Origin of the sequence: Shewanella salipaludis (genome assembly GCF_012911865.1) — a bacterium.
Taxonomy (GTDB): Bacteria; Pseudomonadota; Gammaproteobacteria; order Enterobacterales; family Shewanellaceae; genus Shewanella; species Shewanella salipaludis.
The window spans coordinates 67,008-88,356 of the sequence record NZ_JAAXYH010000008.1 but is presented as its reverse complement, the minus strand read 5'-3'; the positions used below and the strand labels follow the sequence as shown (position 1 = coordinate 88,356).

At 58.7% G+C, this 21,349-nt stretch carries 17 protein-coding genes; 5 read left to right on the top strand and 12 right to left on the bottom strand.

From position 1 onward, the window contains the following. Positions 1-14: 14 nt before the first annotated feature. From HC757_RS12125 to HC757_RS12110, 4 genes are all read right to left on the bottom strand, one after another. On the bottom strand, positions 15-389 hold the full coding sequence (locus HC757_RS12125; protein WP_244623501.1) for a curli production assembly/transport protein CsgE: 375 nt from the start codon (positions 387-389) through the stop codon (positions 15-17). A gap of 863 nt (positions 390-1,252) precedes the next feature. After that, positions 1,253-1,624, bottom strand: a complete 372-nt coding sequence (locus HC757_RS12120) for a hypothetical protein (protein WP_169564638.1) — start codon at positions 1,622-1,624, stop codon at positions 1,253-1,255. Positions 1,625-2,190: 566 nt separating this feature from the next. Further along, complete coding sequence (ssb, locus tag HC757_RS12115) at positions 2,191-2,862, bottom strand: single-stranded DNA-binding protein (protein WP_169564637.1); 672 nt, start codon at positions 2,860-2,862, stop codon at positions 2,191-2,193. 33 nt (positions 2,863-2,895) lie between these two features. Then, positions 2,896-4,263 (bottom strand): MFS transporter, encoded by a 1,368-nt coding sequence (locus tag HC757_RS12110; RefSeq protein WP_169564636.1) that lies wholly within the window; start codon positions 4,261-4,263, stop codon positions 2,896-2,898. A gap of 197 nt (positions 4,264-4,460) precedes the next feature. Here HC757_RS12110 and uvrA point away from each other — a divergent pair, with 197 nt between their 5' ends. From uvrA to HC757_RS12095, 3 genes are all read left to right on the top strand, one after another. Then, a complete protein-coding gene (gene uvrA, locus HC757_RS12105) occupies positions 4,461-7,298 on the top strand; it encodes an excinuclease ABC subunit UvrA (RefSeq protein ID WP_169564635.1) in 2,838 nt (945 codons plus the stop codon). Positions 7,299-7,438: 140 nt separating this feature from the next. After that, positions 7,439-8,416, top strand: a complete 978-nt coding sequence (locus HC757_RS12100; protein WP_169564730.1) for a M28 family peptidase — start codon at positions 7,439-7,441, stop codon at positions 8,414-8,416. 181 nt (positions 8,417-8,597) lie between these two features. Continuing rightward, a complete protein-coding gene (locus tag HC757_RS12095; RefSeq protein ID WP_169564634.1) occupies positions 8,598-10,424 on the top strand; it encodes a DEAD/DEAH box helicase in 1,827 nt (608 codons plus the stop codon). A gap of 84 nt (positions 10,425-10,508) precedes the next feature. Here the strand turns inward: HC757_RS12095 and HC757_RS12090 are convergent, their stop codons facing one another. Then, on the bottom strand, positions 10,509-11,126 hold the full coding sequence (locus HC757_RS12090) for an HAD-IA family hydrolase (RefSeq protein WP_169564633.1): 618 nt from the start codon (positions 11,124-11,126) through the stop codon (positions 10,509-10,511). A 298-nt stretch (positions 11,127-11,424) separates the two neighbouring features. Between HC757_RS12090 and HC757_RS12085 the strand changes: the two genes are divergently transcribed. After that, positions 11,425-12,357, top strand: a complete 933-nt coding sequence (locus tag HC757_RS12085; protein ID WP_169564632.1) for a TAXI family TRAP transporter solute-binding subunit — start codon at positions 11,425-11,427, stop codon at positions 12,355-12,357. Positions 12,358-12,362: 5 nt separating this feature from the next. Further along, a complete protein-coding gene (locus tag HC757_RS12080; protein WP_169564631.1) occupies positions 12,363-14,267 on the top strand; it encodes a TRAP transporter permease in 1,905 nt (634 codons plus the stop codon). A 32-nt stretch (positions 14,268-14,299) separates the two neighbouring features. Here HC757_RS12080 and HC757_RS12075 read toward each other — a convergent pair whose 3' ends face one another. The 7 genes from HC757_RS12075 to HC757_RS12045 all read right to left on the bottom strand — a co-directional run bounded on the left by HC757_RS12075 (position 14,300) and on the right by HC757_RS12045 (position 21,335). Then, on the bottom strand, positions 14,300-14,554 hold the full coding sequence (locus HC757_RS12075) for a cysteine-rich CWC family protein (RefSeq protein ID WP_244623489.1): 255 nt from the start codon (positions 14,552-14,554) through the stop codon (positions 14,300-14,302). Beyond that, complete coding sequence (locus HC757_RS12070) at positions 14,551-14,937, bottom strand: GFA family protein (protein ID WP_169564630.1); 387 nt, start codon at positions 14,935-14,937, stop codon at positions 14,551-14,553. Before HC757_RS12070 ends, HC757_RS12075 begins: the two co-directional genes overlap by 4 nt. A gap of 82 nt (positions 14,938-15,019) precedes the next feature. Next, positions 15,020-16,045, bottom strand: coding sequence for a DUF2955 domain-containing protein (locus HC757_RS12065; protein WP_169564629.1), 1,026 nt, complete (start codon positions 16,043-16,045; stop codon positions 15,020-15,022). 15 nt (positions 16,046-16,060) lie between these two features. Further along, positions 16,061-17,119: an HlyD family secretion protein gene (locus HC757_RS12060; RefSeq protein ID WP_169564628.1), complete on the bottom strand. Its 1,059-nt coding sequence runs from the start codon at positions 17,117-17,119 to the stop codon at positions 16,061-16,063. A 21-nt stretch (positions 17,120-17,140) separates the two neighbouring features. Next, positions 17,141-17,626 carry a MarR family transcriptional regulator gene (locus HC757_RS12055; RefSeq protein ID WP_169564627.1) on the bottom strand — a complete coding sequence of 162 codons (486 nt, stop codon included), beginning with the start codon at positions 17,624-17,626 and terminating at the stop codon, positions 17,141-17,143. 227 nt (positions 17,627-17,853) lie between these two features. Continuing rightward, entirely contained in the window at positions 17,854-18,744 is an 891-nt protein-coding gene (gene metF, locus HC757_RS12050) for a methylenetetrahydrofolate reductase (RefSeq protein WP_169564626.1), read from the bottom strand. A 197-nt stretch (positions 18,745-18,941) separates the two neighbouring features. Beyond that, the gene (locus HC757_RS12045) at positions 18,942-21,335 is read right to left on the bottom strand and encodes a bifunctional aspartate kinase/homoserine dehydrogenase II (RefSeq protein ID WP_169564625.1); all 2,394 of its coding nucleotides are present in this window, start codon (positions 21,333-21,335) and stop codon (positions 18,942-18,944) included. Positions 21,336-21,349: the final 14 nt, after the last annotated feature.

Here is a 21,349-nt window from a genome sequence, read left to right as displayed (position 1 = left end):
TCACTGCTGTCATCCTAATAATCGTCTGATACATCGGCCATCTCACCCGTAATGGCGTTGGCTCTAACCTTGGCGATATAGTCAATAGTCAACAATATCGCCTGTTCGGCCCTCTCCTTGACCGGGCTGGCCCGGCGGCCAAAGTAAGTCATATAGATTTGAGTGCCGTTGACGGCTACCCTGAGTTGCGTGCCCGCCTGGGGGAAAACAGTTTCATTCAGCGTGACATTGAAGCCTTGGGTAAAGGGCAGATCCCTCCAGTAGCCTGAATAATAAAAACTGAAATCTTTACCGAAGCGGGTCAGTGTCCTGTCGATCACCAATCCACTGATTTCAATCTCTGCCTCTTCGGCCATCACAGGCCCCATCAGGCCGAATATCAGTGGCATCAATATGAGTCTGTTTAACATATGCCGGCGTTATCCTATGATGTATTGGCAATATTGAGCTGCGCCAATGACAGTGCCAAGCAGCTATATACTTATGCCATTGTTCCCGTTAAAAAAAGCCTGTTCACAATAACAGCAATCTGAATGGCTGGTTATCCACCTAGAGCAGGAAGATGACAAATTGGCAAGTTAAACCCGCAAAACAGAAGAAAGGATTAGTACTTTTGGGTGATGCGGTTAGCGTATTCATGACTGCTATGACCTGGTTCGACTGTTACAGTCCGAATCTCGATGCCAACTATGTTAGGCTGCGTTGTTACCTAAATAGATGAACCTATTGCAATCTTTGCGACAGGAGCCTGTAAGTACTCCCCAGAACCGACATGACATGGGGAAAATCCAAGCATAGCATCTGCAATTAATTGACCTGAATATAACTAAGCACTCTTTATCGGTAGATAGGCTATCGAAACCGCGTCAATGCGCAAAGGTCAGTTTAATTCCCCTTTGCTGGCACTGGCAGTCGTGAAGCTGCTCACCAAAGCCATGAGACTGGGTATGCCAGTTCGTCAGGCTGTCAGCTGGCGGCGAAAAACGGACTGGGGATTGGCTTGCCGGTGAATGATTTGCTCAACAGGCCTCTTTGGTGTGCCGCTCAATGTTGTCGCAGCCAATCACGGCAACAGTGTTTATTGGGTAGAGAGTACTTTTTGGAGGAGACCTGATCCCGGGAAGTATCTGATATCAATAGAGACTCCCGATAGCGTCAGGAGCTATGGGTGTCTTGGTTATTTTTGTCTACCGTTCTGCAAACAACAAAAAGGAGAGGCTATCGCCTCTCCAAACGTCATACCGCCTGCCGCTTACTTACCGGTTTCATATTCCATGGTCGCGGTGTTGGTCTGTTCCCAGGTACCATCCTGATACAGGATAGTGGCACTGGCTTGATTGACTGAGTAGGCACGCACTGTGACACCGCAGGAAGTTCCGCCGGAACACTTGGCATTACCACTCCAGATTACCGACTTGACCATCTTGTTGATGTTGACGATATTGTATGAACCCGAGGTGCTGCTGCCGAAACTGAAATCTAAACCGCTGCAGTGAGCCGTACCATTGCCATAGACATTACCGCCGCTCTTGACGTTAAGGTGACAGACCAGATCGGCCGCAAGTGCAGACTGGGCGAAACAGAGAACCGAAACGGCCCCCAAAGCTTTCAACATTTTATTCATAATAAATCCTTGTTTCTTCCATGCTTATTGGAATATTTCCACCGCTCGTTCTTGAGCAGAAAATAAACTAAAACTAAATTTACATTTATGCAACAGTTTTAATGTAGAAGAGCGACAACCCTGGAAGCTGAACATCACAGAAGCAGGGCAGACACATGGCTTTTAAAACCCAAGTGCCGAGGTAAACCCGGCTGCCGAAGGAGTTCTCTCCCCATCTAAGTTGCTGCAGGGCAAATGGAAATCGGTAATTTTCGCGCTTATGAGCGAGAGGTTGGGATGCCTAACTGACTTGTTGACATGGACGTCATTGGATAGGACGTTATTGGACAGGACGAGCAGTTCTCCTTGCTCGACGCTCGCTTCAAGCTCTGGGGCTTAAAGCTCAGGGGCTGAAAGCCGACGATTTTCGAGCATAAGGCCCCATAAGGCTGCCCCTCTCCCTCCCAAAAAAAGACACTCGGATCCCAGCCAACAAAAAGCCCCGCAGATTAACTGCGGGGCTCATGATTTCCACTCTCGGCTCAAGTCAGACTCAAGCTTCGGCGCTCATGTCGGCGCGGGATGGCCTAGAATGGAATATCGTCATCCCAGCCATCATCCAGGTCTGGAGTGAAGTTTTGTTGTGGCTGCTGTGGCTGTGGCGCAGGACGTTGGGCCGGGGCCGGCTGCTGGTAGGCAGGAGCCGCCTGGGGCTTAGGCGCATAGCCTTGCTGTGCCGGCTGCTGCGGTGCCGCTGGCTGGGCATAAGTCTGTTGCTGCGGTGCATTGTATTGCTGTGCAGGCTGCTGAGCCGGAGCCGCCTTGGGGGCGTACTGCTGCTGCGGCGCATTGCCATAGCCCTGGTTACCTTGAGGGGCGCCGCCCATGGGCGCGCCCTGGCCACCCTGTTGGTTGCGCGAACCCAGCATCTGCATGCTGCCGCTCTGATCTACCACTATCTCGGTAGTATACTTGTCCTGACCTTGCTGATCTTTCCACTTACGGGTCTGCAGCTTGCCTTCCAGATACACCTGCGAACCCTTGCGCAGGTATTCACCGGCAATTTCCGCCAGCTTGCCGAACATCACCACACGATGCCATTCGGTACGTTCTTGCTGTTGACCCTGTTGATCTTTCCAGGACTCACTGGTTGCCACTGTGATATTTGCAACTGCATTGCCATTGGGCATATAACGAACTTCAGGATCTTGCCCCAAATTGCCAACCAGAATTACTTTGTTCACACCACGACTGGCCATCAAAAATCTCCTGCGATCTTCACTAAAACACGATTAATTGGGAGAGCCTAACACAGCTCTGGCTTGTCTTAAATCGAAATACTCATCTACCTTTAAATATGCCACTTTCTCCTCCAAGACCACAATAGCCTCGGCCACACCCGGGAGTTGTGACAGGCGTGTCGCCATCACCTGAGCCTGGCTCTTGTCCGCAACCTGCGCCGCCAGGGTATAACTTTTTAACATCACAGGGTTAGCCATCCCCAGGGTCAGCAACAGCCATAACAGCATGAGTCCGAGCGCCAACTCGAATACCCCTTGGGCACCCAATAACTGGTAAGCCCCGCCGCCGAGCATGCCGCCGCAGAAGGCCCCCAGGAACTGACTGGTGGAATAGACCCCCATGGCCGACCCTTTCTCCCCGACCGGGCAGAACTTGGCGATGAGGCTGGGAAGGGAGGCCTCAAGGTAATTGAAGCCGGTGAAGAATAAGAGTATGGCTATGCTCAGGGCCGTCAGACTATGGCTGAACAGCGCCATCCCTGCCAGCGCCAGCATCATGATCACCAGGGCTATCTGGAAGGTGGCCTTGGTGTTCTTCTTTTTCACCCCTATGATGATCAGCGGCACCATGAGGAAGAAGGCGCCGATGAAGGCCGGGAAATACAGCATCCAGTGCTTCTCTTTCACCAGGCCGGCATCCACCAGATCCAGCGGCAGGGCAACAAACACGGCCGTCAACACCAGATGCAGGATGAAAATACCCGCGTCGAGACGGAACAATTGGGGATCGGCCAGCATGCGCCTGAGCCGCGCCGGCGCCGCGACTGTATCGCCTCTTGGGGCCTGATAAATAGGATTCGGCACCAGAGCCTGCACTATGACCATGCCGAGCACCGCCAGCGCCGCAGTCAAGATAAAGAGCCCGGACAGGCCAAGATGCTGGGCCACTATGGGGCCGACCAGCAGGGCCAGGGCGAAGGAGAAGCCTATGCATATGCCTATGATGGCCATCACCTTGGTACGCTGCTCGTCCCGGGTGAGATCCGCCGCCAGTGCCAACACGGCGGCGGCGATGGCGCCCATGCCCTGTACCGCCCGGCCAAACACCACCCCATAGATGCTGTCGGCATTGGCGGCGATCAGGCTGCCGATGGCGAACAACACCAGGCCACCGAGGATCACCGGCTTGCGGCCTATCTTGTCGGATAAGATCCCCATGGGGATCTGCAACAGCGCCTGCGTCAGGCCGTAGGCGCCTATGGCTATGCCTATCCATAAGGGCGAGAAACCACTCAGATGCTGACCGTAGAGCGCGAAGACGGGCATGATCATGAACAGCCCCATCATGCGCAAACCGAATACACTGGCCAAGGAAAACGCGACTTTCTTCTCTGTGCCAGAGAGTCCGCTAGCTGCCATGATTTTGTCCCGAGGTGAAAAATTGCGAGGGGCGCATGTTACCACAGGCGATTAATTTAGCTCAAAAGGAATCCGCCCAAAGCAAACCCTGGGGAGCCGGGGGCTGCGAGAGCAAAACACACAATCCGCTAAACTCGGCGGCGGAACTGTGCGATACTTGGGCTCTTTTTCTTCAGCATGTGAACCTAGAGCGATAGATGGATAAGATTGAAATACGCGGTGCCCGCACGCACAATCTCAAAAATATCAACCTGACTATCCCCAGGGATAAACTCATTGTTATTACAGGACTATCCGGTTCGGGCAAGTCCTCCCTCGCCTTCGATACCTTGTATGCGGAAGGTCAGCGACGCTATGTCGAATCTTTGTCCGCCTATGCGCGCCAGTTCCTGAGCCTGATGGAAAAACCCGATGTCGATCATATCGAGGGCCTGAGCCCGGCGATTTCCATAGAACAGAAATCCACCTCCCATAATCCGCGTTCCACAGTCGGGACCATCACGGAAATTTACGACTATCTGCGCCTCTTGTTCGCCCGGGTTGGCGAGCCTCGCTGTCCGACCCACGGCCAACCGCTGGCGGCCCAGACGGTGAGCCAGATGGTGGACAAGGTATTGGAGATGCCGGCCGACAGCCGGCAGATGTTGCTGGCGCCCGTGGTCAAGGGTCGCAAGGGCGAGCACGTCAAGTTACTCGAAGGCTTATCGGCCCAGGGCTATATCCGCGCCCGTATCGACGGCGAAGTCTGTGATCTGACAGATCCTCCGACCCTGGACCTGCATGTCAAACACACAATAGAAGTCGTAGTAGATCGCTTCAAGGTGCGTGACGACATACAGCAACGCCTGGCGGAATCCTTCGAGACGGCGCTGGAGTTATCCGGTGGCATCGCCATCATCGCCAGCATGGAAGAAGGGGCCAAGGAAGAACTGGTGTTCTCGGCCAACTTCGCTTGCTCCCAATGCGGTTATTCGATGGCGGAATTGGAGCCGAGGATCTTCTCCTTCAACAATCCAGCCGGCGCCTGCCCTACCTGTGACGGCCTGGGGGTGCAACAGTTCTTCGATCCCGAGCGGGTGCTCACCAATAGCGAGCTGTCACTGGCCGGCGGGGCGATCCGCGGCTGGGACAGACGCAACTTCTATTACTTCCAGATGCTCGGCTCGCTGGCCGAACACTATAAGTTCGACATAGAGCAACCCTTCGAACAGCTGAGCGACAAGGTGCGCAAGCTGGTGCTCTACGGCTCGGGCAAGGAAGAGATCGCCTTCAGGTACATCAACGATCGCGGCGATGTGGTGGTACGCACCCACCCCTTCGAAGGCATACTGAACAACATGGACAGACGCTACCGTGAAACCGAGAGCAACTCGGTACGCGAGGAACTGGCCAAGTTCATCAACACCCAGGCCTGCCAGGGCTGTGGCGGCTCGCGCCTCAGGGAAGAAGCCCGCAACGTCTTCATCGATGAACTGAACCTGCCGCAGCTGACCAATTGGTCGATTGGCGAGGCGATGGACTATTTCACCGCCCTGGAATTCAGCGGCCAGAAGGCGCAGATTGCCGAGAAGATCCTCAAGGAAGTGCGGGATCGCCTCGGCTTCCTGGTCAATGTCGGCCTCAACTACCTGAGCCTGTCACGCTCGGCCGAGACCCTCTCCGGCGGCGAGGCCCAGCGCATCCGCCTGGCGAGTCAGATAGGCGCCGGCCTGGTGGGCGTCATGTATGTGCTCGACGAACCCTCCATAGGCCTGCACCAACGTGACAACGAACGCCTGTTGCAGACACTGATCCACCTGCGGGATCTGGGCAACACCGTCATAGTGGTCGAGCATGATGAAGATGCCATCCGCATGGCGGATCATGTGATAGACATAGGCCCGGGCGCCGGTGTCCACGGCGGCGAAGTCATATGTGACGGCTCCATAGAAGATATCATCGCCTGCGAGGCCTCGGTCACGGGCCAGTACATCTCGGGCAAGCGCAACATTCACATCAAGGAAGCGCGCACCGCCTTCGACAAAGACAAGGTGATAGAGCTGTTCGGCGCCCGCGGCAACAACCTGCGCAACGTCGACCTGACTGTGCCCGTCGGCCTGTTCACCTGCGTCACAGGCGTGTCTGGCTCCGGCAAGTCGACGCTGATCAACGACACCTTCTTCAAGATAGCCCATCGCATGCTCAACGGCGCCACGGTCGATGAACCCTCGCCCTTCGATCGCATCGAAGGCATGGATCACTGCGACAAGGTGGTCGACATAGATCAGAGCCCCATAGGCCGCACCCCGAGATCCAACCCGGCCACCTACACAGGCATCTTCACCCCGATACGGGAGATCTTCGCCGCCACCCAGGAATCCCGCCAGCGCGGCTACCAGGTCGGCCGCTTCTCCTTCAACGTCAAGGGCGGTCGCTGCGAGGCCTGTCAGGGCGACGGACTGATCAAGGTGGAGATGCACTTCCTGCCGGACGTGTATGTCCCCTGCGATTCCTGTAAGGGCAAACGTTACAACCGCGAGACCCTGGAGGTCAGGTACAAGGGCAAGAACATTCACGAAGTGCTGCAGATGACGGTCGAGGATGCCCGCAGTTTCTTCGATGCGGTACCTGCCATCGCCCGCAAACTGCAGACCCTGATGGATGTGGGCCTGTCCTACATACGCCTGGGGCAGAGCGCCACCACACTGTCCGGCGGTGAGGCCCAGCGGGTCAAGCTCGCCAAGGAACTGTCCAAACGCGATACCGGCCGCACCTTGTATATCCTGGATGAACCCACGACCGGGCTGCATTTCGCCGATATCCAACTGCTGCTGGACGTGCTGCATAGGCTCAAGTCCCACGGCAACACCATAGTGGTCATAGAGCATAACCTGGATGTGATCAAGACCGCCGACTGGATCATAGATCTGGGTCCAGAAGGCGGCGCCGGTGGCGGCATGATACTGGCGACCGGCACCCCGGAAACCGTGGCAGAGCATCCGAGTTCACATACGGCGCGCTTCCTCAAACCCCTGCTGGCCCGGCTGCCCCAATAAGCGGCAACGGTTGCAGCGACGCCCCAGCGCTCAGGTGCTAGGGCGTGGCTCTCCCCAAAGCGCCCCGGGGCGAACAAGCTGCACTCTCCCTGGGCAGCTGTGTTATTGTCGGTTCAATGACTCCTTGGTTGCAGCCGAGAATGCCTATGTATCGCGCCTTGCTCCTCACCCTATTCCTGGGACAACTCCTGGGCTGCGCCCATGTGCAACCAAGTTGCAGCGCTCGCCCGACGCAGGTCTGGGCGGATCTGCCGCAACTGGAAGCCGATATCAGGGTGCTGACCAGTGACGAGCTGGCGGGGCGCAAGACGGGCACCCAGGGCGCGGCCCTGACCCGGGCATATCTGAGTCAACGCTTCGCCGACATAGGCCTGCAACCCTGGCAGCCAGAGTTCGCCGTCCCCTTCAGCTATGAGGCAGGTTTCAGCGAGCGCCAGGGGGTGAATCTGGTTGGCCTGCTTCCGGCCGGGGTGCCGAGCCGGCACTGGCGTATCCTGGTGGCCCACTATGATCACCTGGGCGGGCAAGGGACGCGGATATATCACGGCGCAGACGACAACGCCTCGGGCGTCGCCGCCCTGCTGCAATTGGCCGCAAGAGCGCGGCACCTCAGACAGGCGAGCGGCGCCATGACAGACACCAACCTGATGTTCGTGGCGACCGATGCCGAGGAGCCAGGCTTATATGGCAGCCGGGCCCTGGTCGAGCAGCTCAAGCAGAGACTGCCGAAGGCGAAATTTGAGCTGATGGTCAATCTCGACATGATAGGCCACCCCAGCCATCCCTATGGCATCTACCTGGAAGGCAGTCGCAATTTCAACCAGTTCGCGCGTTTCCGACCACGGCTGTCGGCCGCCAATGGCCTCTGCATCAGACTCAGTCACCCCAGAGCTATAGGCCGCAGCGTCGAGCGGGTCGACTGGTTGCGGGCCTCGGATCATTATCCCTTCCACCGGGCCGGTATTCCCTGGCTGTATTTTGGGGTGCCGCCCCATGCCTATTACCACACGCCGGACGATACCCCGGATAAAATAGATCTGCCTTTCCTCGGCGCAGTGACCGAGTCGGCATTTGAATTAATTCAGATAAATCGAGAATTTTTAACAAATCTGCCTTAAGTGGCGCGGTTCTTGCTGTATTTTAGCCCCTATTTGGGATAAAAATAGCGACTGTGATTGGTAAAGGCGGAGTGATGCTGCTATAATCTGGCGTTTTCGGTGCGGGAAATCGACACGGGGTTGATTTTCTGTCTGTGAAACTTAAGCGCAACTCCGTGCGCATCCACAAGGCTACAACCCAATGTCATCCAATGAAAGAACTTTCCGCGAACTCGGCCTGTCCGAGAACTTGTTGCGTGCTCTCGACGAGCTAGGTTATGAAAAACCAACGCCTATTCAATCTGCCAGTATCGATCCCCTCATGGCAGGCCAGGACATCATAGGTCAGGCACAAACAGGTACGGGTAAGACCGGTGCCTTCGCATTACCCTTATTAAACAAGGTCACCAGCCAGACGACGCCACAGATTTTAGTCCTGGCACCCACCCGCGAACTGGCGGTGCAGGTTGCCGAGGCTTTCGCCAGCTACGCCAAATTCATGAAAGGCTTCCACGTGCTGCCTATCTATGGTGGCCAAAGCATGCAGCAACAGCTGAATGCCCTGAAACGTGGTCCTCAAGTCATAGTAGGCACACCGGGTCGCGTCATGGACCACATGCGTCGCGGCACCCTGAAGCTGGATTCCCTGAAAGCCCTGGTGCTGGACGAAGCCGATGAAATGCTGAAAATGGGCTTCATCGACGACATCGAATGGATCCTCGAGCATACACCGAGCGAGCGCCAACTGGCCCTCTTCTCTGCCACCATGCCGGAACAGATCAAGCGTGTTGCCAATCAACACCTTAACAAGCCGGTCAACATCAGCATCGCCGCCAGTCACACCACGGTCGACTCTATCGAGCAACGTTTCGTGCAGGTTTCTCAGCACAACAAACTCGAAGCCCTGGTACGGGTACTGGAAGTGGAAAACACCGAAGGCATCATCATCTTCGTGCGTACCCGTAACTCTTGTGTCGAGCTGGCCGAGAAACTGGAAGCCCGTGGTTATGCCTCATCCCCCCTGCACGGTGACATGAACCAGCAGGCCCGTGAGCGCGCGGTAGATCAGCTGAAACGCGGCAAGCTGGACATATTGATCGCCACAGACGTCGCCGCCCGCGGTCTGGACGTTGAGCGTATAGGTCACGTAGTTAACTATGATATCCCTTATGATTCAGAAGCCTACGTTCACAGGATCGGTCGTACCGGTCGTGCCGGCCGTACAGGTATGGCGATACTGTTCGTGACCAACCGTGAGATGCGTATGCTGCGCACCATAGAACGTGCCACCAACAGCCGCATCTCGCCCATGGCCATTCCAACGCCGGAAACCGTTGCCGAACGCCGCCTGTCACGTCTTGGCGAGCAGATCGCCCAGACCATCAGTGGCGATTTGGAATTCATGAAGAATGCGGTTGCCCAGCTATGCAACCAGCTGGAAGTGGACACAGATCTGCTGGCCGCGGCCCTGCTGCATCAGGTTCAGCAGGAACGCCCACTGCAATTGCCTTCTATCCATGAACGTGCCCGTGACAGCCGTGATGAACGTGCACCACGTGAACGCAGTGAGCGCAGCGAGAGAGGCGAACGCCCACGTCGTGACGCCCGTCCATCACCGACCAGCTTCGGCAGTGCCGAAGCACTCAAAGACAACCCGGACATGAAGATGTGCCGTTTCGTCATAGATGTGGGTCGTGAAAATGGTGTGGGTGTGGGCAACATAGTTGGCGCCATCGCCAACGAAGCCAACATAGACAGCCGCTACATAGGCCAGATCCAACTGTACGATCAGATGACGACCGTCGACCTGCCGGACGGCATGCCGAAGGAAGTGCTGCAACACCTGAGGAAGGTACGCGTCTGTGGCAAGCCACTGAACATACGTGAAGTGGGCGATCAGGTACTGCCGGATGCCGGCCGTAGCGCACCGCGTCGTCCCCGCAGCGACAAGCCCATGGGTGATCGCAAGCCTCGCGGCGACAAGCCACTGGGTGAGCGCAAGCCGCGCAAACCACGCGATAACGGTTAATCACAACCACGACAGCCCAGGCTGTCGCCGATAAAAAAGGAGCCTATGGCTCCTTTTTTATTGGCTCGGATTTATTGCCTAGGATCAAGTGCGCTCGTTGGGCCAGGCGCAGATCAATTCATGGTAACAGGGGATCAGCAGATCGGCCTGAGAAGCGTAATCCGGCAAGGCATCCGGGCAATAGAGGCCACTCCTGGCACCGGCATTGCGCGCCGTTTGCAGATCATAAATATAGTCACCTATGTAGAGCACCTGCGCCGCCGGGATCTGCCATAGATCGCAGATCCTGTGCAGGCCGTCGGGCGCAGGTTTGGCCCTGGCATCGTCACGGGTCAGCACCGTGGTTATTTCTATCCCAAGCTTGTCGATAGTCAGCTGCGCCGCCGCCCGCATGTTACGGGTCAGGATCGCCAGCGGCATGTCCAGCTGCTGCAGATAACAGATCAGCTCCCTGGCGCCGGCAACCCAGCTGGCCGCCGCCGAGCTGGCCATCTCATACTCATGCACCAGCGCCTGGGCCCGTTGGCGTTCCCCGGGATCCCTCAGCTCATGCAGATGGGCCAGGATATCCGTGCCCGAGGCGATCCCCAGCTCACGCCTCAGGCCGGCGAAATCCGGGTTGGAATGCGCCAGGGTACCGTCGAGATCGAAGATCACCGCACGTATGTCTGTCAGCTTAAAATCATTTTGCACTTGGCTCACTCTGGTATTCCCGGGTTACTTTGTCTGTTGTTTCTGCCTTGCTCTGCAGTGTATGCCATTGGGCTGCGGTTCATCTTCTGCAGCGCCAGTTAAGCTTAGCCTGCAGGTGCAAGCTTATGCCAGGCTTAACTGAATCAACCCGGCAATTCGGCGCCGCGGCGCAGCCCCAGCTTAAGCACCAGGCTGTTGATCTCGACGTGAATGATGACTGGGGTTATGCTGACTCTTCCACTAAAGTCTCACAGCGCTCCGACCAGGTTAGCAATACACTGGCATATAAAAATTAAAGGACTAGATCATGACCTCAAGACTCAAACGCACCCTCCTGGCCCTGTCGCTCGCCATCAGCCTGCCCGCAGGCGCCGCCAACTACAGCATAGGCACGGGCAGCCAGAGTGGCACCTATTATCCGCTTGGCGGCATGCTGGCCAAGGTGTGGAGCGACAACATAGAGAATTTCAACATGCGCGCCGAAGTCACGGCCGCCTCGGTGGAAAACATCATCAAGGTCTCCTCAGGACAACAACTGGTTGGCATAGCCATGGGCGACTCGGTCGCGTCCGCCATCCAGGGACAGGCGCCGTTTCGCAAGCCACTGGATGTGGCCGTGCTCTTCGCCCTCTATCCCAACGTAGTGCAATTTATCGTGCCGGCCGACTCAAGCATTAACACCATAGCGGATCTGAAAGGCAAAAAGATCTCCGTTGGTGCCCCCGGCTCGGGCACCCGGGTCGGCTCTACGGCGATCCTCGAGGCACTGGGTATTCACCAGGGCGACTTCAAGGCCCAGAGCCTGAACTACACGGCCACCACCAATGCCCTCGCCAATGGTCAGATAGACGCGGGTGTCATCATAGGCAGTGCCGGCGTCGGTGCCATCACCGAACTGGCGCTGACCCGGGATATCCGCATCCTCTCCTTCAGCCAAGCCGAGCTGGCCAAGGTGCATGCCGCCCTGCCCGCCTACAGCGGCATGGAGATCCCCGCCGAGACCTATAGCAAGGTCACGGCATTTACCGCCCCCGCGGTATGGAATGTCTTGGTGGTGAAGAAAGATCTGGATCCGGCGCTGGCCACCCAGATGCTGGAAACCGCCTTCGGCAACATGGACAAGATAAGCAAGGTGATAGCCGACGCCAAAAACGCCACGGTCGACAACATGGACAAGCTGCAGGGCGTGCCGCTCCATGCCAGCAGCCAGGCCTTCCTCACCAAGATGAAGGGCCAATAGCCCGGATGGAACATCAAGCCCCCCCAACCGCCAAACTTGGCGGTTTCGATTATCTGATAGGCGCCATCGCCATCGGCCTCACCCTGTTTCAGATCTGGCATGGTCTGGCGGCCGAGTTGTCGGCGCCCGTGTTCTTACCCCTGCACCTGAGCTGGGTGCTGGTGCTGATCTTCCTGGTCAGCCCCAGCTTTGCCAAGACGGCGCCCAAGCCGATATATCACTTGGGGCGCGGGCTGGACTTCCTCTGCGTCTGCGCCAGCGTCTGGGCCGGCTATGTGCTGTCCAGCTTCGACTATGACGATCTCAGCTTCCTGATGGACGGGCTGACCTCCATCGACCTCTATAGCGGCGCCCTGTTGCTCTGCTTGCTGCTGGAGGCCACCCGCAGAACCGTGGGGGGGATCATGAGTGCCATCGCCATACTCTTTCTCGCCTATACCTTGTATGGCGATGTGCTGCCGGAGCAATTTGCCAGCAAGGGTTTCGAGCTGCAGGAGGTGATCCGCTTCCACATCTTCTCCACCAACGGGGTGTTCGGTGCGCCGCTGGCCATCTCGGCCGGGGTGGTGTTCGTGTTCGTGATGTTCGGCGCCCTGCTGCAGGTCACCGGGGCCGGCCAGTTCTTCATCGACTGTGCCTTCGCCATCGCAGGCAAGTATCGCGGCGGCCCGGCCAAGGCCTCTGTGCTGGCCTCGGCGGCACTGGGCTCCATCTCCGGCTCGGCGATCGCCAATACCGTCACCACAGGCGCACTGACCATACCCATGATGAAAAAGCTGGGCTATAAACCTGAGCAGGCGGCCGGCATAGAAGCCGCGGCCTCCACTGGGGGCCAGATAATGCCGCCTGTGATGGGGGCCGGCGCCTTCGTGATGGCGCAGTTCACCGGCCTGCCCTATGCGGAGATCCTCCTGGTGTCCATCGCCCCGGCATTGCTGTATTTCTTCTGCACCTTGCTCTATGTGCATCTGATGGCCTGCAAGCTCGGCCTCGAAGGCATGACCCAGGTGGAGAAGATAGGCGCAGTGGTACGCCAAGGCTGGCATTATCTGGTGCCACTGGTGCTGATCACCGCCCTGCTGCTGCTGAGCTATTCGCCGGTATTTGTGGGGCTGGCGGGCTGCCTGGCGATAGTGGTGGCGGCATTCAGCCGGCGCAAGACCTGGGTATCGGGGGCGGCACTCCTGTCCGGCCTGCGGGGCGGCGCGCTGATGATCTTGCCCATCAGTGCCGCCTGTGCCACCGCTGGGATAGTGGTAGGAGTGGTAGGTCAGACCGGCATAGGACTGCAATTCACCCAGGCGCTGCTGGCCCTGTCCGGCGGCTATCTCTGGGGGGCCTTCATACTGATCGCCCTGGCCGCTGTGGTACTGGGCATGGGCCTGCCGGTGACCGCGGCCTACATAGTCCTGTCTGTGATGGCGGTGCCGGCACTGAATGAATTTGGCCTGCCGATCCTCACCGCCCACCTCATCGTCTTCTGGCTGTCGCAGACGTCCAACGTCACCCCGCCGATAGCCCTGGCGGCCTTCGCCGGCGCCGGTATCGCCGGTGCCTCGCCGATGAAGTCTGCGGTGCAGGCCTTCAAGCTGGCCTTCGGCTTCTTCATCATTCCGCTGATGATGGCCTACTCGGGCCTCTTGTGGCGGGCCGAAGAAACTGGAATGGAGTTCGGCCTGGCGATCCTGGCCACCATGGGGCTGATCGTCGCCTTCGCCTGTGGCATAGAGGGGCGGCTGGTCAATGGCCTCAAGCCAGGCATTCGCCTGTTCTTGCTGGCCATCGCAGGCAGCATGTTGGTCGAACAACCCTTGGTACGCATCGCCGGCTTGCTGGCGCTGGGACTGGTGTTGTTGTGGGATTGGCGCCGCGGCCGGCCAACGCCGGCCTCTCAAACCCCGGGGCTCTGAACTCTAAGCGCTAATTCTAGGCCTAAGCCCTGTCAATCCAGGCGCTTATAGCCTGAGGCGGCTTCCTGTCGCAGCCGCCTCAGGCAAGCTTCACAGATGCAGGCGCCGGCATCGACCGGCTTGACGGCATCGGCCAGGGGCGGAAATGTCTGCTGCGCGCACCAGCAATCCTCAATCCCCCGACCCGCCAGCACGGCACAGTGATTCGCCTGGCGACATAAGGGGCAAAACTTGGCCCCGCTGTCTCGTTCCTTAAGCGGCATGGCGGCCTCTCCTGTGCCCGTCATTCTGTTTGCCTGTCGCTCGGATGATTGACGCCATCGAGCAGGGGAATCTCCCCCAACTCATAGGGATCCACGCCCTCGAGGCAGGCCACGTTGAAGGCATATTCGCCCGGTTCGGATCTGCGTTGATGATGGGTATAGATGCCACAGACGGAGCAGAAGAAATGTTTGGCCGTGCGGGTGTTGAAGCGATACAGACTCAGCTTGTCCTCCCCCTTGAGTATCTTGAGATCTGCCAGCGGCACGGAGGCGACGATCGCCCCGCGCCGGCGGCACATGGAGCAATTGCAGCGGCGCAGCTTGACCAGCCCATGGGGCAGACTCAGCGCCAACACCACGGCGCCGCAGTGGCAACTGGCCTTGTGTAACGGGTGAATCTTTTGCATCTGTCTATCCTCCTCTTGCCTGATCCCTGCCCGGCTGACCGTCATCATATCCCTCCGGTGACAGTCACGACAAGCGTCCGGCCTAGCCGAAGCGGGTCGCCTCGAAGCTGTTGAGGAGTTTATGCAACAGATAACAGGCCAGCAGGGTGGCGACGATCGCCACCGAGATGCTGCCGACCCGGTAGAAGGCGCTGAAGATGAAATCCTTGCCCGGTGCCAGGTATTGGCCGAAGAGGATACCCAGGGTGGTCATGGCGCCGAAGCCGACACCCGAGCCGCTGGCCTCCTTCACATGGGCCAGGGAACAGAGCATGAAGCCTATCCACAGCAGCGGCACTATCAGGAGCAACAGCCCGGACCAATCATAGAGGATGAACTGCACCAGCAGGCCTAGGGTAACCCCGAGCACCGTGCCCATGGCGCGCTTGCGGGCATAACCCAGGGCGCCGTTCCAGTGCATGGGAAACAGCAACAGCACTGTGGTCGCCAGCGCCGATAAGGAATCGCTGAGATCCAGCACCTGGAACACCAGGTAGGACAGGGTCGCGACCCCGGCACCGAGCAGGGCCTCATGGCGCATGCGGTGTGGCGCCTTGAGGCCTGGCTTGGGAGGCGTCCTGGGCGTGACATCCGGCCACAGGACCGTCATCAACAATGCCAGCAGCACAGACAGCAAGGTGGCGCCGAAATTGGTGACTATCAGGGTATTAAGATCGACCTGGGGGTAACTGGAAAAATGCAGCATTATGCTCAGGTTCAGTACCCCACTGGCCCCGAACAGGAACAGGCTGCCCCTGGACATGGCGGCAAAGCGGTAGAGGAAGAGCACGAACACCAACGGGGTCATGATCCCCGGCTGATCGCCGAACAGGCCACCCAGCAGGCCGACCTCCAGCCCGGACACCAGCGAAGACAGCAACATCTGCCGTATCACATGGGCACTCACTCTGGGCACCAGCCCCAGCAGCAACATGGGAAACACGGTGAAGAATACCCCGTAGTTCAGGCCGAACAGCTTGCTCAGCAGGAAGCCGGTCGTGGCGCCACCGGCGATCCGCAGACACTGGCGCACGTCATTGGCGGTCAATGGGATATGGTTCAATAGCATGCTGGGCTCCGCGGCTTAGTAGATATAGTGCAGCAGGCTGATGGCCTTGATCTGCGCCCAGGCCAAGGCACGGGTGACGCCGTTGTCGGGCAGCAGCTGTACCGTTGCCCTGGCTCCCGCCGGCAGCCGGTGATCCAATTCCTGCTCCAGCTGCAGGTGCAGCCGCAAGCGCTGGGCATCACGCACCCAGCGATCCGATTCCACCGGCGAGGCCAGTCGGCCGTTGGCATCGAACTGACCGGCACTCACGCCGGCATCCTGACTTATCACCCCGGCGGGATACAGGCGGCCAGGCTCGCTGTCGAAGGCGATCAGCGCCCGGGAATCCGCCGCCAGGTTGCGCAGGCTCTTCTCACGAAAATCGGCGATGATATCCAGCTTGTCCGATACCAGCGCCAGCAGCGGCTGGCCCTGGGTGGCGAAGCTGCCGACTTCGAGCTGCAGGTTGGTGACTATGCCGTCCTGATCGGCGCGCACCCGGGTATAGCTGAGGTTCAGCTGCGCCTTGGCCAGCATGTTGCCGGCCTGACGCAACTTGAGGTTGCCTTCTCCCTCGCTGCCGCGGCTGACTCTCAGCTTGTCGACCCTGGCCTTGGCGGCGAGTAGCTGGGCGTGCGCCGAGGCCGCATCGCTGTCGGCCTGATCCCTGAGTTGCTGCGATACCCCATGGCTGGCGAACAAGGCATTCAGACGCTTGGCCTCGCTGCGTTTCTGCGCCGCTATGCTGGTGTTGGCCTTCACCTCGGCCTCGGCCGCCAGCAGGGCCGCATCCAGCTCGGCATTGTCCTGGCGCGCCTGCTCCAATGCCAGCTTGGCCTGTTCCAGCGCCAATTCGAACGGTGCCGGGTCTATCCGGAACAGCAGCTCGCCCTTGGTCACACTCTGGTTGTTGGCTACGCCTATGGCCAGGATCTTACCGCTCACCTGAGGAGTCACCTTGGTCACTACCCGGGTGGCCATCGCCTGGGGCGTCAGCGGCATGGCGGTGTCGGCAAACAAAAAATAGCCAAAAACCAGGGCGAAGCCCAGCATGGCCGATTTAACTAAACGGGAAAAATGTTGATCCGGTGTCATCTCGTGTCTCACTTATGTCTGCTACTGACTGTCTTGCTTGGGCGTGGCACCGGCGGTCGCCAGTTTGGCACAGGCGTTGTCGCTGATGAGGCCGATGATCCGCTCGAATTCGCTCAACTCTGTCTCGCTTATTCCCTGCAACAATTCCCTTCTGACCTGCATTATGTGGGCCTCCACCTGCGCCACCAGTGCGTGTCCGGCCGGGGTGAGGCTGACGATCCGCGCGCGCTTGTCCTGGGTGCAGGCATGCCGGCTCACCAGGCCCTGCTGCTCCAGCTGTCCCAGGGTGCGCATCAGCGAGGCCACTTCGATCTCCAGCGCCTCGGCGAGCACCTTCTGGCTCAGGTTATCCCCCAGGCGCACCAGCTTCCACAGCGCGGTCCAGCGCGAATAGGTCAGGCCCATGGGCTGCAATTCCATGCAGGCCACGTTGCACCACAGCCTGTGCAGGCGTCCCAGACGCTCCGCCAGCGACAACTCTCTCAACCTCTCAAGTTCGGTTTTCATCAGCACACCCAATTTACTTAGCCTGCTAAGCATTATAGTTAGTTAGCAGGCTAAGTAAATAGCCGGGATGAAAATCTTGCCCTCACCGGCCGACATCCCAGGGCTAAGCCGCCGGAAAACCTGGCAATTAAGGCATAAAAAATTTGAGTGACGGGAAATCCAGGCAAGCAGGCATAAAAAACGCCGGCTATGCCGGCGCTCTATTGGGGAAAACTGTGCTGGACGGATCAGGCCTTGGGCCTGACACCCAAAGTATGGCAGATGGCGTAGGTCAGCTCGGCGCGGTTGAGGGTATAGAAGTGGAAATCCTTGACCCCTTCGCGGGACAGCACCTTCACCATGTCGATCGCCACGTTGGCACCGACCAGCTGGCGGGTGGCGGCATCATTTTCCAGCCCCTCGAATTGCTGGTGCAGCCAGCTCGGCAGCGACACATTGGTCATGCCGGCGAAACGTTTCAGCTGGGCGAAGTTGGTCACAGGCAAGATGCCTGGCACTATCTCCACGTCTATGCCGGCGGCGACGCAGCGATCGCGGAACCTCAGGTAGGACTCGACGTCGAAGAAGAACTGGGTGATGGCCCGGCTGGCACCCGCGTCTATCTTGCGCTTGAGGTTGATCAGATCCGCCTGGGCATTGGCGGCATCCGGATGCACCTCCGGATAGGCGGCAACCGAGATGTCGAAGTCGGCCACGCTGCGCAGCAGACGCACCAGATCGGCGGCGAAACGGGTCGGCTTGGGGCTGCCCGCCGGCAAGTCACCGCGCAGCGCCACTATGTCACGCACCCCGGAATGCCAGTAATGCTTGGCCAGCTCCAGTAGTTCCTCGTCGCTGGCATCCACCAGGGTCAGATGCGGCGCCGCCACCAGCTTGGTCTCATTCTGGATGCGCTCTATCACGCCGTGGGTACGGTCACGCACCCCGGAATTGGCGCCGTAGGTGACGGACACAAACTTGGGATTGAGCGGCTCCAGCCGGCGCACCGAGTTCCAGAGTATCTGTTCCATTTCAGGGCTCGAGGGCGGGAAGAATTCGAAGGACACATTGATGTCGCCATTGAGCTCAGACAGACTCTGGTTCAGCGAATGTGAATGTTGTGCGTGGTGAAAAGCCATGTGTGCTCCCTCGAAACCTGTAATGTTATTCTTAACGGACGTTTAGACGTCTATATGTCCACATACTAGAGAAACTGAGAGTTAAGTCAAGTCAAAATATGCCCTCATGGGATCATTTTCAGCATGGGGAAAACCAGACAATAAAAAAGGGCTCGAATGAGCCCCTCCTGCCGTGAAATCTTGCCGAGCCTAAGACGTCATTCCAGTAACAGATCGCGGCAGATCTGCGCCAGATCCGACTGCACCGCGGCGGCCGTGACCTCACGACCGGCGCCCGGACCGCGGATGATCAGCGGATTGCCCTGATAGAAGGCGCTGCGGATCACGAACACGTTGTCGCCAGGGGTCAGGTTGGCATAGGGGTGATGCCTGTCCACCCACTGCAGGCCGACCTCTGCCTTGAGCTCAGCGTCCAGGCTGTCGAGCGAGGCGACATACCTGAGCACCTTGTTTTGCTCGGCTGCGGCGGCAAACTGCTGCAACATATCCGTATCCAGCTCGTCGATGCGGGCGACAAACTGCTCCAGCGGCAAGCCGGCGAGCGCCTCAGGTACCAGGGAATTGAGCTGGATATCCGCCAATTCCAGCTCCAGACCTATTTCGCGGGCGAGGATCAGCAACTTGCGCTGCATGTCCCGCCCCGAGAGATCGTCCCTGGGATCCGGCTCTGTGATCCCCAGGCCCTTGGCCTCAAGCACCAGTTCCGAGAACGGCTTGCTGCCATCATAGTTTTCGAACAACCAGCAAAGGGTGCCGGAGAAGATGCCACCGACGGCCTGGATCTTGTCACCGCTGTTATGCAAGTCGTTGAGCGCATGCTGAATGGGCAGGCCCGCACCACAGCTGGCGTTATAGCGCCAGAATAAGCGTCTGTTGCCCAGCTGTTGTTTCAATTCTCGATAGAAGGCCAAGGGACCCGAGCCGGCCAGCTTGTTGGCGCTGACCAGGTGAATGCCGCGAGCGAAGAACTCGGGATACTGCAGGGTCAAACTGGCGCTGGCGCTGATATCCAATGCCACCAGCTCATCACAGTCGAGCCCTTGCAGTTGTTCCAGGAGTCGATCGTATTGCCAGGCACAGGCGTTTGCCTCGAAGTCTGGGCGCCAATTGGCGGCATCTATGCCTGTGTCACAGAGCAGCGCTCTTTTCGAGCCGACCAGGCCGAGGAGTTCGACGCTGGCCTCGAGTTCGTTACTGAGTCCTGCGGCCGCACGGCCGAACAAGTCTATCCAGGCCTGACCTATGTTGCCGACACCGAGCAGCACTACCCCTATGCGCATTCTCGGACCGGCGCAGCGGCGGTGTACCTTCTGGGTCAGGAGGTTCACCTGTGCCTGGGGCACCAGGGTCACCAGGCTGGAATCCCCCGAATACAGGGGCCTGGCATCGCGGCTCAGCAACCGGGCGAAGCTGCGTCTGAAGTTCGCCGCATCGGCGCTCACCAGCGCCACCAGCCCCAGCTGATTGTCGACCCTGAGATCTTCGAGTGCGAGTTCGGCCGCCAGGGTCTGCAACAGGGCCGACACCTGCTTCTCATTCTCCTGGGTGAAGGCCAATTCGACCCTTTGCTGCGCCAGTGACCAATGGGCCAGGGGCATCAAACCGGCTTGCTCGAGCAACAACAACAGCTCGCCCAATTCATGACCCAGCTTGAAATTGAACAGTGAAACGCTACTCAGGCTGGTCACCACAGGGGCACTGGCCGATGAGCTCTGTGGTGCTATCAGGGTAAAGTCCGTGTGTGATGCATAGCTGGAGCGCACCGCCAGGCTGACGCGGGTGTCAAACAATGGCTGCAGGGTACGGGAATGCAACACAGGCGAGCCCAGGCGGGCCAGGCGATCGGCTTCGGCCAGCGACATGCTGGCAAGCAGCTTGGCATCGTTGATCTTGTTGGGATCTGCGTTGAACACCCCTTCCACATCCGTCCATATGGTCACCCTCTCTATGTCGGCCAGGCTGGCGATCAGGGTGGCGCTGAAGTCGGAGCCGTTGCGCCCCAGCAGCAAGGTGTCACCCCGGGTATTGGCGCAGATGAAACCCGTGATCACCAGGCGCTCGTTGGGATGGGCGGCCAGCAAGGCCTGCAGCCTGTCCCTGGAGTCGGCCACCCGGATCTTGGGCACGGCGCCCTCGTCGGCGATCAGCAGGCCACAGGCATCCACATGGGAGGCGGCCACACCCGATTCGCGCAGCAGCGCCGCCATCAGGCGTGCCGACCAGCGCTCACCGAAGCTCACCACCTGGTTGAGCTGGTAGTCGTTGCGCAGCTCCAGCGACAACAGGCTGATCAGCTGAGCCTTATCGGTCGCCAGGCGCTCACGCAGTTCCCTGGCATGCTCGTTGGATAACAGCTGTTCTATCAGATTCTGCTGATAGGCTATCAGCTGCTGCAGCTCTTCCTGCCATAGCTGACCGTCGTCGCGCAGCGCCAGCAATTTATAGAGGAAATTGGTGCTCTTGCCCGCGGCGGATACCACCACGAGATCGTCGCTGTGGCCATGGGTCAGCAAGATATGCACCACCCGGCGGTAGCAATCTGCGTCGGCCAGACTGGAGCCGCCAAATTTGTGCAAATGACAACGCGCCATGGGTTACTCCTTAA